Source organism: Mesorhizobium argentiipisi (SeqCode) (assembly GCF_037179585.1).
GTDB classification, from domain to species: domain Bacteria; phylum Pseudomonadota; class Alphaproteobacteria; order Rhizobiales; family Rhizobiaceae; genus Mesorhizobium; species Mesorhizobium argentiipisi.
In genome coordinates, this window is sequence record NZ_JAPYKO010000038.1 from 1 (window position 1) to 11,576 (window position 11,576).

The window sequence follows — 11,576 nt, forward strand, 5'->3', positions numbered from 1 at the left end:
TACACCGCACTTGCCGCCCGCTCAGGCTCCAAGAAACTGGCTATCATCGCCGTCGCAAGGAAGCTCCTGGTCGTCCTCAACGCCATCATTCGCGACAAAACCGCATTCGCATGAACACAGTTGCCATGCCGTGACTTAGGAGCGGCGCAGCGTTGGAGAACAGCAATAAGCGGAGCGCGGCCAGCGCCCCGACAGTTGCAAGTCACCCGCCTGACTTCGGCACCAGCAGCGGAATGATCCGGTCGCTCTTGGCGACGGCGGGACGGCCGGAGCTGGCATAGGGAATGCCCAGCGCATCCCAGGTCTCGACCAGCGCGTCCTGCAGCTCGGCGATCAGCGCGTCCGAATGGAACGGCGTCGGCGTGATGCGCAGTCGCTCGGTGCCGCGTGGGACCGTCGGGTAGTTGATCGGCTGGATATAGATGCCGTGCACGCCGAGCAGACGGTCGCTGGCCATCTTGCAAAGCTCGGGATCGCCGACCAGCACCGGCACAATATGGGTGGCCGAGTCCATCACCGGCAGCCCGGCCGCGGCAAGCACCTGCTTGGTGCGCGCCGCCTGACGCTGCTGCGCGTCGCGTTCGGCCTGTGAGCGCTTGAGGTGACGGATCGAGGTGGTGGCGGCAGCCGCGATCGCCGGCGGCAGCGCCGTGGTGAAGATGAAGCCCGGCGCATAGGAGCGCACCGCGTCGATGACAGCGCTGGTGCCGGCGATGTAGCCGCCCAGCGTGCCGAAGGCCTTGGCCAGCGTGCCCTCGATGATATCGATGCGGTCGGCCAGGCCTTCGCGTTCGGTGATGCCGCCGCCGCGCGGCCCGTACATGCCGACAGCATGGACCTCGTCGATATAGGTCATGGCGTTGTAGCGTTCGGCGAGCTCGACGATCTGCCTGATCGGCGCGATGTCGCCGTCCATCGAATAGACGCTTTCGAAGACGATCAGCTTGGCGCGCTCGCGGCCCGCCGCCTGAAGCAGGCTTTCCAGATGCGCGACGTCGTTGTGGCGGAAGATCTTCTTTTCCGCGCCCGAGCGGCGCACGCCTTCGATCATCGAGGCATGGTTCAGCTCGTCCGAGATGATCAGGCAGTTGGGCAAGAGCCGGGCAATGGTCGAGATCGAGGCCTCGTTGGAGACGAAACCGGAGGTGAAGACGAGGGCCGCTTCCTTGTCATGCAGGTCCGCGAGCTCCTGCTCGAGCTCGACCAGCGGGTTGGACGTGCCGGAGATGTTGCGGGTGCCGCCGGCGCCCGATCCCATCTTGCCGGCCGCGTTCTGGAAGGCGGCGATGACATCGGCGTTCTGGCCCATGCCGAGATAGTCGTTGGAGCACCATACGGTGATTTCCTGGGCGCGGCCGTTGGAACGCCAGATGGCGCGCGGGAACTTGCCCACAATGCGCTCCAGGTCGGCGAAAACGCGGTAGCGACGCTCGGCGTGGAGCTGGTCGATCGCGTCCTCGAAGAACCGCTGATAGTTCATGTCGACTTCCCAAATTTTGGGCCGGATCATAATCACTGCCCCATGCCGCGTCCACCGCGCCCAACCGGTCAAAATGCCACGCCCTTGCCCTGTTCCTAACGATGCCGGATCGTGGCCTATTCCCGGCTGTTTGAGGCAGTTTTGTTTCAGTACGATGCCTCGGGCGCGACGAACTGTTACGGACTTAACATAGGGAGGCTCGTGGGCTTGCGGCGGGTTTTCCAGCACGGTGGCTGTTAAGACAGTTTCCGATAAAATCTTGATCAGCGAGGTAGATGATGACGGTTTTAGTGACAGGCGGTGCCGGTTATATCGGCAGCCACATGGTCTGGGAACTGCTGGACGCCGGCGAGAGCGTCGTGGTGCTCGACAGGCTTTCCACCGGCTTCGAATGGGCGGTGGCCCCGGAAGCAAAGCTCGTCGTCGGCGATGTCGCCGACCGCGACCTGGTCGGCCGGATCATCCGCGACAACAAGATCGATGCCATCATCCACTTCGCCGGCTCGATCGTGGTGCCGGAATCGGTCGCCGACCCGCTCGGCTATTACGAAAACAACACCTGCAAGACCCGCACGCTGATCGAAACGGCGGTGCGCGAGGGCGTGCCGCACTTCATCTTCTCCTCCACGGCGGCTGTCTATGGCGGCGCCGGGCTGGAGCCGGTGCGCGAGGATGCCCGCCTTGCGCCGGAATCGCCTTACGGCCTTTCCAAGCTGATGAGCGAATGGATGCTGCGCGACGCGGCGCTGGCGCATGACATCCGCTACACGGCACTGCGCTATTTCAACGTCGCCGGCGCCGATCCAAAGGGCCGCACGGGACAATCGACGCCCGGCGCCACGCATCTGATCAAGGTCGCCTGCGAGACTGCGCTCGGCAAGCGCCCCTTCATGCAGGTCTTCGGCACCGACTATTCGACGCCGGACGGCACCTGCATGCGCGATTACATCCATGTCAGCGATCTCGCCGCCGCGCACCGGCTGGCGCTGCAGCGCCTGCGCGACGGCGGCGGGAGTCTCGTGGCCAATTGCGGCTACAGCCACGGCTATTCGGTGCTCGAGGTGATCGACAGCGTGCGCCGCGTCTTCGGCCATGACTTCGATGTGCGCACGGGGGACCGCCGGCCGGGCGACGCCGCCGCCGTGGTGGCCAATTCCGAGCTTGCCCGCAAGGAACTCGGCTGGACGCCGAAGCGTGACGATCTCGACCTGATCGTCAACGACGCGCTGGCCTGGGAACGGATTCTGACGACCAAGAACTCCATCGGAAGCTGACTGTTGGGCCAAGGGCTCGTCCGGCGCGTCCGTACACGGTATTGAGACCCATTCAGCGGCGCGCAGAGGCGCGCGCCGCCGCGCTGAGGGAACGGCATGAAGGTCTTGGTTCTCGGCGCCGGCGTGGTTGGCACGGCGGCCGCCTATTATCTGGCTAAGGACGGTCACGAAGTGACGGTGATCGAGCGCCACGAAACGGCGGCGCGCGGCACCAGCCAGTCGAATGCCGGCCTGGTGTCGCCCGGCGATGCCACCGCCTGGGCTTCGCCCGCCGCGCTGAAGACCTTCCTGCGCGCGCTCTGGAACCATGATCTCGGCATCAAGGTCAGGCTGCGCCTCGATCCCTATTTCTATGCCTGGAGCCTGCGCTTCCTGCGCGAATGCACCGTGACGCGGCTACGCGCCAACACCGACGTCAAGCTCAGGCTCGCGCTCCATTCTCGCGACTGCATCAATCAACTGTCGGAGGAGACCGGCATCCATTACGACGAGCGCAAGAAGGGCATCCTCTACTTCTTCCGCTCGCAAAAGAGCCTCGACACCGGCACCGACAATTACCGCTACCTCGGCGAGCGCGGCCTGCCGATCGAGATCGTCGGCCGCGAGCGTCTGGTCGAGCTGGAGCCAGGGCTTGCCGGCGTGAAGGAAAAGATCGCCGGCGGCATCTATTCGCCGATCGACCAGACCGGCGATTCCAAGCAGTTCACCGACAGGCTCGCCGCCTATGCAGCCGAGAAGCTCGGCGTCAAATTCCTGTTCGGCACGACGGTCCAGGGCCTCGACATCGAGGGCGACCAGGTGCGCGCGGTCATGACCTCTGCCGGGCCGGTCACCGGCGACGCGGTCGTCATCTCCATGGGGCCGGAAAGCGGCCTGCTCGGCCGCCGCTACGGCATCGACCTGCCGGTCTACCCGGTGAAGGGTTACACCGCGACCATCCCGCTCGAGGACGAGAGCAAGGGCCCGACCATGGGCGGCGCCGACGAGGACCGGCTGATCGGCTATTCGAGGCTCGGCAATCGTCTGCGCATGTCCTCGACGGCCGAATTCACCGGCTTCGACCGCAGCTTCAAGCCGGGTGATTTCAGGACCATCCTGGAAACCGGCAAGGATCTTTTCCCCGGCGCCTTCGACGAGAAGAAGGCCGTGCTCTGGGCCGGCCTGCGGCCGATGATGCCGAATTCGGTGCCGGTCATCGGCCAAGCGAAATACCGCAACCTCTATCTCGATACCGGCCACGGCCATGTCGGCTGGACCATGGCCTGCGGCTCGGGACAGTTCCTGGCCGACGTCGTCGCCGGCCGCAAGCCGCAGATCGACCCGCGGGGACTGCTTTACGGGACGGCGCGCTGAGAGGTCTAATTGCCGAGGTCGGCGCTGCCCCTCATCCGCCTGCCGGCACCTTCTCCCCGTTGAACGGGGAGAAGAGAGCTGGCCGCGATACCGGCACCCATTCTGCAACGCTGGCGATCGGCGAAAACTGCAAGGAGAGCGTGTTTCTCCCCGTCACTATACGGGGAGAAATGCCCGGCAGGGCAATGAGGGGCGGCGCCAACCTGTCGGTTACGTCTGAACGGCCAACTGCCACGCCCTTACATAATCGCGCCAGGCGCGCTCGGCCGAAGGCCCGGTGCGTTCGCCTCTGCTCAAAACGATAGCACCATCCGACGCCAGCAGCGCGGCGCCTATGCTGGTCCCCGTCGAGGTCTCCGATGCGATCACCGGCCGCTCCGTTGCCGCCGCCAGCATGCGGATGAAGAGCCGGTTCTGCGCGAAGGGTCCTTCGACAGTCGTCGTTCCGTCGCCGCCGATCAGTTCGAGACAGGTCGCAGTCATCAGCGCCAGATAGAACGAGATGGCGGCGAAGCGCTGGCCGGGGGTTGGCTCGTCGGCATTGACCCACTGTGCGCCGCGATGCGGGAATGGCCCGGAGCCCTGTTGGGTGGAAGGCAGCAGCAAGACCTGGCGCGCCAGAACGGCGGTGACATCGGCTTCGCTCCATTCCTGTGGCTGTCCCTCGGTCAGCAGCGAAAATTCGCGCCCGCCCATGAAACGCGCCGACGGCACCGGATCGCAGAGCGCGTTGACATTGACCAGCGTGTCGCGCGCCGCATCGAGCTCCACCTTCCTGCCGCCGACCGCCATCGACACCACCCATGTGCCGGTCGAAACAACTGAGAAGGGCGGTCGGTCGGACAGCAGATGCGGCAGCAGCGAGGCATTGGAATCGTGCAGCCCGCAGAACACGGGCGTCTGCGGGTCGAGCCCTGTCCGCCGCGCAAGCTCCGGCAGGATCGGGCCAAGCCGGTCCTTTGCCGGCCGCACCGGCGCCATCAGCCGGCGCCAGCCCATCCTGTCGACCAGCGACGAGTAATCGGATGTCCAGGGGCTCCAGAGATCGGTATGGCAGCCGAGCGAGGTCACCTCATTGGCGGCGACGCCGGTCAGCCGCAGCGCCCAATATTGCGGATACACCAGCATCGCGGCGGCCTTGGTGAATTCCGCCGGGAAACGCTTCTGCTGCCAGAAGAACTGCGCGCCGAGATTGAGGCCGAACGGCAGCCGCGGCGTGCCGGCTTCTTCGAACGGCGGGCGCACGGCGTCATAGTCGGCCGCAAGCTGGTCGGGGCCGTCGAATTCGTAATCGAGCACAGGCAGCACCAGTTCGCCTGAGCCATCGACCAGCACGCCGGTCGCGCCATGCGTGGTGATCGAGATCGCATCGACCCGCCGTTCGCGGTTGAGATCGGCGAGGCTGTTCAGGATGAATGTCCACAGCGCCTCGACATCGTGATGCGGGTAGGGCGCCTGCCGCACTGGCGCGTTGGCGACACGGCGCAGCGCGATCTCGCTCAGTGTCGCGAGATCGACCAGAGCCACCTTGGCGTTGGTCTTGCCGATATCGATGACGGCGACGATCATGCCATATGGAACACGGTTTCCAGTGTCACCGCCACCGGCTCGTTGTCGGGTTTGGTCTCCATGACGTCGGCCATTTGCGCCCACCAGCGCTGCATCACGGGGTGTTTCGGAAGATCGGCGATGCCGTGGTCATCGCGGCGCCACAGCACCCCGAACAGGATGTTGGTCTCCTCATCGAGATGGATCGAATAGTCGGAGACGCCGGCCTCTCTCAGCAGCGCGACCAGCTCGGGCCAGATCTCGTCATGGCGGCGCTTATATTCGGCCTTCATGCCGGGATTGAGCTTCATCTTGAAGGCGTATTTTTCCATCAGGCGAAGCGCCCCTCGCGCAGCCGCCGCCAGACTATCGGCAGCGCGATGACGATGATCAACAGCAGGCCGATGAAGATCGACATGACAATGCCGGGGACGTTGAGCAGGCCGAGGCCGAACGTCACCAGCCCCATGATGAAAGCGGCAAGCACGACACCCAGGATGCTGCCGGCGCCGCCGAGGATCGAGACGCCGCCCAGCACCACCATGGTGATAGCCTCAAGCTCATAGCCCTGCGCGATCGACGGTCGCGTCGAGCCGAGCCGCGAGGTGATCAGCACCGAGGCGATGCCCGACATCAGCCCGGTCAGGCAGAACAGGATGAATTTTATCCGGGCAACACGCACGCCGGAGAACTGGCAGGCGACCGGATTGTTGCCGATGGCGAAGACCCGACGGCCGAAGCTCGTGCGGTGCAGCACGAACCAGTAGATCAGCGCCGCGACGAGGAACAGGGCCAGCTCGAACGAGAAGACCCACCAGACATAGCCCTGGCCGAAGAAAGCAAAGCCTTCCGGATAGCCCTTGTAGGCCTGGTCGCCGAGGATGATGAAGGCAATGCCGCGGAACAGGCTCATCGTGCCGATGGTGACGACGATGGATGGCAGGCCAAGCCGGGTGACCAGCAGCCCGTTGAAGGCGCCGCAGCCGACTCCCACGACGACGCCGATTGCCACCAGAACCGGCGTGCCGGCGCCGGCCTGCACCGCCATGCCCATCATCGTCGAGGCTAAAGCCACGATCGCCGCGACCGACAGGTCGATCTCGCCCGAGATGATCAGCAGCGCCATGGCTAAAGCGATCAGGCCCTTTTCGGTGAAGTTGAAGGTCAGATCCGACAGCGACCACGGGTCGAGGAAATAGGGCGAGGCGAAGCTGTTGACCGCGAAGATGAGGACCGCGATGACGACGAGCAGCGCCTCCCAGGAGAAGATCGCCGAGGAGAGCGGCTTGTCCAACCGGTCGGGGATGTGGCGCGGGGCAGGGGTGTCGGTCATGCCGCTTCCGCCTTTCTAAGGATGATGCGGCCCTGCCGGCGTTCGCCGCGCGCATTGAGCACGACGGCCAGGATGATGGCGCTGCCCGAGATCGCCATCTGCCAGAAGGGCGAGATGTTGATGACCGGCAGTGCGTTGGAGATGATGCCAAGGAACAGCGCGCCCAGCACCGCGCCGCCGACCGAGCCGATGCCGCCGGCGATCGAGATGCCGCCAATGACGCAGGCGGCGATGATGTTGAGCTCATAGCCGTTGGCAACCTCGACCGAGGCGATTACGTAGCGCGAGATCCACAGATATCCGGCGAGCCCGCCGATCATCCCGGAAATGCAAAAGACGATGAATTTTGTACGGCCGACATCGATGCCGGCATAGACCGAGGCGGTCGGATTGACGCCGATGGCGTAGATCGAGCGGCCGATCTGCGTGCGCGTCATCACCAGGAAGAACAGCGCGATGACCAAAAGCGCGATCCAGGACAGCATTGGCAGGCCGAGGAAGGCGGCGCGCTGGAAATTGATGAAGTCGGAGCTCATCTGGTCCGCGTTGACCCAGGCGCCGCCGGAGACGACGAAGGTCGCGCCGCGATAGATGGTGAGCGTGCCAAGCGTCACCACGATCGAAGGAATGTTCAGCCGCCAGACCAGGAAGCCGTTGATGGCGCCCAGCACCAGGCCGACGGCAAGAGCGATGACGATCAGCACCGGGATCGGGATCGCCGGATGCGCGGCGTTGAGCATCGCCACCACCATGCCGGTGAAGCAGACGTTGGACGCCATTGAGAGATCGATCGAGCGCGTCAGGATCACCACCATCTGGCCGAGCGCCAGGATCATCAGGATCGAGGTATCGTTGAACACCTGGCGCAGATTGGCGGGGTCGGCGAAGCCGGGGAAGCGTGCCGAGATCAGGCCGACCAGCACGACGATGCCGGCCAGCAGCCAGATCTCGCGATATTTGAGGAAGCTCTTCATGCCGCGATCCCCGCTGCCGTCCGAACCAGCGTCTCGGCGTCGAGCCCTTTGTTGTCATAGGTGGCCGCGATACGGCCCTCGCGCATGACCACGACGCGGTCGGACATGCCGAGGATTTCGGGCAGTTCCGACGAAACCATGATCACCGAAAGGCCTTGCGCGACCAACTCGGCCATGAAGCCGTGCACGGAGGCCTTGGAGCCGATGTCGATGCCCTTGGTCGGCTCGTCGAGGATAATCACCTTGGGCGTGGTCGCCAGCCACTTGGCGATAACGACTTTCTGCTGGTTGCCGCCGGAAAGCGTGCCGACATCCTGGCTGAGCGATGAGGCGCGCAGATCAAGCCGCTCGGTGTAGGAGCGGGCGAGCGAAAACTCTTCCGCGAGCCTCAGCACGCCGGATTTCGAGGTGCGCTTCAGCGACGGCAGCGACACGTTCTGGAAGATGGGCAGGCCGATCACCACGCCCTGCTTGCCGCGTTCTTCCGGCACGTAGACGATGCCGGCCTCGATCGAATCCGCCGCCGATTTCGGGGCGATCGTCTTGCCGTCGAGTGAGATGGTACCTCGGCTGGTGCGGGTGATGCCGGCGATCGCCTGCATCACCTCGCTGCGCCCGGCGCCGACCAGTCCGTAGAAGCCGAGGATCTCGCCCTTGCGCAATTCGAAACCGATGTCGTCGAACTCTGTCGGGTGCGACAGGCCGGAGACGGAGAGCACCGGCGCGCCGATCTTCGGCTCGCGCTGCGGGAAGATGTGGTCGACGTTGCGGCCGACCATCATGCGCACGATCTCGTTCTGGCCGGTGTCCTTCAGCAGGCCTTCGCCGACCATCTCGCCGTCGCGGAAGACGGTGTAGCGGTCGGCGATGCGGTAGATCTCGTCGAACTTGTGGCTGATGAAGAGCACCGCCTTGCCTTCGCTCTTCAGGAATTCGATCAGCAGGAAAAGCTCCTCGATCTCCTTCATCGAAAGTGCCGCGGTCGGCTCGTCCATGATGACGATGCGCGCATCGATTGACATCGCACGCGCCACCGCCACCAGATGCTTGTTGGCGATGCCGAGGTCCTTCAGCCGCGTGTCGGCATCGATATGGCCGGCGCGCATCGTCTCCAGCACCTCGCGCGCGTTTTTGCGCATGGTGCGCCAGTCGATGGTGCCGAAGCGCGTGCGCGGCGCGTGGCCGAGGAAGATGTTTTCGGCGACCGACAGATCGTCGAACAGCACCGTCTCCTGATGGATGGCGGTGATGCCGTGGCCGAAGGCGGCATGCGCGCTGGGCAGCGTCGTGGCCTGGCCGTCGATGCCGATCTCCCCTGAATCGGGCTGGTAGATGCCGGTCATGATCTTGACCAGCGTCGACTTGCCGGCGCCGTTCTCGCCGATCAGCGCCGTGACCTGTCCCGGATAGAGCGACAAGCTGACATTGTGCAGCGCGCGCACGCCCGGGAAGCTTTTCGAGATGCCGGTGAGCGTCAGGCGAGGAGCCGAGGCGGGGAGCCGCTCCTTTACCGTGCCGTCATGGGCCGTCGTGTCCATAATCGTATCAAGCCCAGTCAATCTATTGCGTGCAGACTTCCCCTCACCCGACCTCCGCTTCGCTCGGTCGACCTCTCCCCGAGGGGAGAGGAGACTTCCGAGCCTGGCTCCAAGCTCTTCTCCCCACCGGGGAGAAGGTGGCCGCGAAGCGGCCGGATGAGGGGGCTGCGCCCTGGTTCTCAGGATCAATAGATCTTGGAGAACTTCTCGATGTTGGTCTTGTCGAACTGGAAGGGCGGAGCCATCGCGGCCGAGTTGGTGTCGTCGAGCGTCACCTTGCCGACGCGGCCGATCGACAGCGTGGCGCCGGGCTTGGCTTCTTCCTTCTTCACCGCCAGGTCATGGGCGAGGTAGATCGCCGAGTAGCCGAGGTCGATCGGGTTCCACAGCGCAACCGCCTGGCTGGCGCCATTGTCGATGAACTTCTTGAACTCGGATGGCAGCGCCAAGCCGGTGACGTTGACCTTGCCGATCAAGCCTTCGTCGGTCACCACCTGTGCGGCGGCGACGACGCCGACGGTCGTCGGCGCGATGATCGCCTTGAGATTCGGATAGGACTTCAACAGCCCTTTGGCTTCGTCGGTGCTCTTGGCCGAATCGTCATCGCCATAGACGGTGGCGACCAGCTTGATCTTCGGGAACTTCTCCGGCAGCACCTTCTTGGCCGCTTCGATCCAGGCGTTCTGGTTGGTCGCGGTCGAGGAGGCAGACAGGATGGCGACGTCGCCGCCTTCCGGCAGATAGTCGGCGGCGAGCTTGATGATGGTCTCGCCGATCAAATTGGTGTCGGACGGATTGAGGTGGAGCTGGCGGCCTTCCTTGGCGACGCCCGAGTCCCACGAGATCACGGTGATGCCGCGTTCCATCGCCTTCTTCAGCACAGGCACCAACGCGTCGGCGTCATTGGCCGAAACGGCGATTGCGTTGACCTTCTGCGCGATCAGCGAATTTATGACCTCGATCTGCGCTTCGGCGGTCGCCTTGGTCGGGCCGGTGTAGATGACGTCGACATCGCCCAGTTCCTTGGCCGCTTCCTCGGCGCCCTTGTTGGCGGCGTCGAAGAAGCCGTTACCGAGCGACTTCACCACCAGCGCGATCTTGACGTTCTCGGCATAGGCGGCATTCACGAACATGGCGGCGGAAAAGGCCGCCGTAACCAGCAGTTTCTTCAAAAAGCTCATCGTATATCCTCCCTTGAGCGTTGCATTCCATCGCCGCTGCGGGCGCGAGTTTTCCTCAGGCCTGCAGTGAAGATTCTTCCTTGTCACTTGACTGTCTGCGGGCGACGATCAGCGCCACGCCCGCTGTTTCCAGCATCTTGGCCTCGCGGTCCTCGATGCCGTCGTCGGTGACCACGGTCGCGATGCGCGACAGCCCGCACAGGATCAGGCTGGAGCGCATGCGGAATTTCGAGGAATCGACCAGCACCACCAATTCGTCGGCCTGGTCGATCAATTTCTGCTCGGCCTGGATCAGCAGCGGATCGCCCTCCATCAGCCCGAGCGGCCCCAGCCCCTGCGCGCCCATGAACATGCGCCGCGCATAGAAGTTGCGCGTCACGTCATTGTCGAAGGGCGACAGGACGATGTTCTGCTCGCGGTAGATCGTGCCGCCCGACAGCATCACCGTATTCTTCGAGTGCTTGAGCAGATGCTCGGCGATCGGGAAGGAATTGGTGAAGATCGGCATGCGGCGTCCGGTCAGGAAATGCACCATCTGGAAAGTGGTGGTGCCGCCATTGATGATGATCGGCTCGCCGTCCGCGCAAAGGTTCACGGCTTCCCGCGCGATCGCCCGTTTCTGCGCGGCGTTCAGCGTTTCATTCACGGAGAAGGGCCGGCCGGCAAGGCCGATGAATTGCGGCGGCGAGATCGCCTCGGCGCCGCCGCGCACCCGGCGCAGGCGCTTTTGCACATGCAGCGCCGCGATGTCGCGCCGGATCGTCGCCTCGGATGAGTCCGTCAGCTCGACCATCTCCTGCACCGTCACCACAGGCTTTTCCTGGACGGCGGACAGAATGATCCTGTGGCGCTCTTTTTCGTGCATGGTTCCTCCCTGCCCAAGCATCAGGCCTTA

Annotated in this window: 10 protein-coding genes; 2 read left to right on the plus strand and 8 right to left on the minus strand. The window is 64.3% G+C overall.

What is annotated here, in order from left to right; genetic code table 11:
• Positions 1-202 precede the first annotated feature (202 nt).
• The gene (gene hemA / locus O7A05_RS30830) at positions 203-1,480 is read right to left on the minus strand and encodes a 5-aminolevulinate synthase (protein WP_337097031.1); all 1,278 of its coding nucleotides are present in this window, start codon (positions 1,478-1,480) and stop codon (positions 203-205) included.
• Positions 1,481-1,758: 278 nt separating this feature from the next.
• Between hemA and galE the strand changes: the two genes are divergently transcribed.
• Together galE and O7A05_RS30840 are read left to right on the plus strand one after the other, a co-directional pair.
• Entirely contained in the window at positions 1,759-2,754 is a 996-nt protein-coding gene (gene galE / locus O7A05_RS30835; protein ID WP_337097033.1) for a UDP-glucose 4-epimerase GalE, read from the plus strand.
• A 96-nt stretch (positions 2,755-2,850) separates the two neighbouring features.
• Positions 2,851-4,107 (plus strand): D-amino acid dehydrogenase, encoded by a 1,257-nt coding sequence (locus O7A05_RS30840; RefSeq protein WP_337097034.1) that lies wholly within the window; start codon positions 2,851-2,853, stop codon positions 4,105-4,107.
• A gap of 210 nt (positions 4,108-4,317) precedes the next feature.
• Here O7A05_RS30840 and O7A05_RS30845 read toward each other — a convergent pair whose 3' ends face one another.
• The 7 genes from O7A05_RS30845 to O7A05_RS30875 form a co-directional block, all read right to left on the minus strand.
• Positions 4,318-5,676 carry an FGGY-family carbohydrate kinase gene (locus O7A05_RS30845; protein ID WP_337097036.1) on the minus strand — a complete coding sequence of 453 codons (1,359 nt, stop codon included), beginning with the start codon at positions 5,674-5,676 and terminating at the stop codon, positions 4,318-4,320.
• Positions 5,673-5,987, minus strand: coding sequence for an L-rhamnose mutarotase (rhaM, locus tag O7A05_RS30850; RefSeq protein WP_337097037.1), 315 nt, complete (start codon positions 5,985-5,987; stop codon positions 5,673-5,675). The genes O7A05_RS30845 and rhaM overlap by 4 nt, the downstream gene beginning before the upstream one ends.
• Positions 5,987-6,988 (minus strand): ABC transporter permease, encoded by a 1,002-nt coding sequence (locus O7A05_RS30855; protein WP_337097038.1) that lies wholly within the window; start codon positions 6,986-6,988, stop codon positions 5,987-5,989. The genes rhaM and O7A05_RS30855 overlap by 1 nt, the downstream gene beginning before the upstream one ends.
• On the minus strand, positions 6,985-7,962 hold the full coding sequence (locus O7A05_RS30860; RefSeq protein WP_337097040.1) for an ABC transporter permease: 978 nt from the start codon (positions 7,960-7,962) through the stop codon (positions 6,985-6,987). Before O7A05_RS30860 ends, O7A05_RS30855 begins: the two co-directional genes overlap by 4 nt.
• Positions 7,959-9,500 (minus strand): sugar ABC transporter ATP-binding protein, encoded by a 1,542-nt coding sequence (locus O7A05_RS30865; protein WP_337097042.1) that lies wholly within the window; start codon positions 9,498-9,500, stop codon positions 7,959-7,961. The genes O7A05_RS30860 and O7A05_RS30865 overlap by 4 nt, the downstream gene beginning before the upstream one ends.
• A 185-nt stretch (positions 9,501-9,685) precedes the next feature.
• Positions 9,686-10,681, minus strand: coding sequence for a rhamnose ABC transporter substrate-binding protein (gene rhaS / locus O7A05_RS30870; protein ID WP_224512909.1), 996 nt, complete (start codon positions 10,679-10,681; stop codon positions 9,686-9,688).
• Positions 10,682-10,736: 55 nt separating this feature from the next.
• Entirely contained in the window at positions 10,737-11,546 is an 810-nt protein-coding gene (locus tag O7A05_RS30875) for a DeoR/GlpR family DNA-binding transcription regulator (RefSeq protein WP_337097043.1), read from the minus strand.
• Positions 11,547-11,576 lie beyond the last annotated feature (30 nt).

Excerpts from the sequence above, each read along its gene's own strand:
- hemA (WP_337097031.1), bottom strand. The coding sequence starts at position 1,480 with ATGAACTATCAGCGGTTCTTCGAGGACGCGATCGACCAGCTCCACGCC.
- galE (WP_337097033.1), top strand. The coding sequence starts at position 1,759 with ATGACGGTTTTAGTGACAGGCGGTGCCGGTTATATCGGCAGCCACATG.
- O7A05_RS30840 (WP_337097034.1), top strand. The coding sequence starts at position 2,851 with ATGAAGGTCTTGGTTCTCGGCGCCGGCGTGGTTGGCACGGCGGCCGCC.
- O7A05_RS30845 (WP_337097036.1), bottom strand. The coding sequence starts at position 5,676 with ATGATCGTCGCCGTCATCGATATCGGCAAGACCAACGCCAAGGTGGCT.
- rhaM (WP_337097037.1), bottom strand. The coding sequence starts at position 5,987 with ATGGAAAAATACGCCTTCAAGATGAAGCTCAATCCCGGCATGAAGGCC.
- O7A05_RS30855 (WP_337097038.1), bottom strand. The coding sequence starts at position 6,988 with ATGACCGACACCCCTGCCCCGCGCCACATCCCCGACCGGTTGGACAAG.
- O7A05_RS30860 (WP_337097040.1), bottom strand. The coding sequence starts at position 7,962 with ATGAAGAGCTTCCTCAAATATCGCGAGATCTGGCTGCTGGCCGGCATC.
- O7A05_RS30865 (WP_337097042.1), bottom strand. The coding sequence starts at position 9,500 with ATGGACACGACGGCCCATGACGGCACGGTAAAGGAGCGGCTCCCCGCC.
- rhaS (WP_224512909.1), bottom strand. The coding sequence starts at position 10,681 with ATGAGCTTTTTGAAGAAACTGCTGGTTACGGCGGCCTTTTCCGCCGCC.
- O7A05_RS30875 (WP_337097043.1), bottom strand. The coding sequence starts at position 11,546 with ATGCACGAAAAAGAGCGCCACAGGATCATTCTGTCCGCCGTCCAGGAA.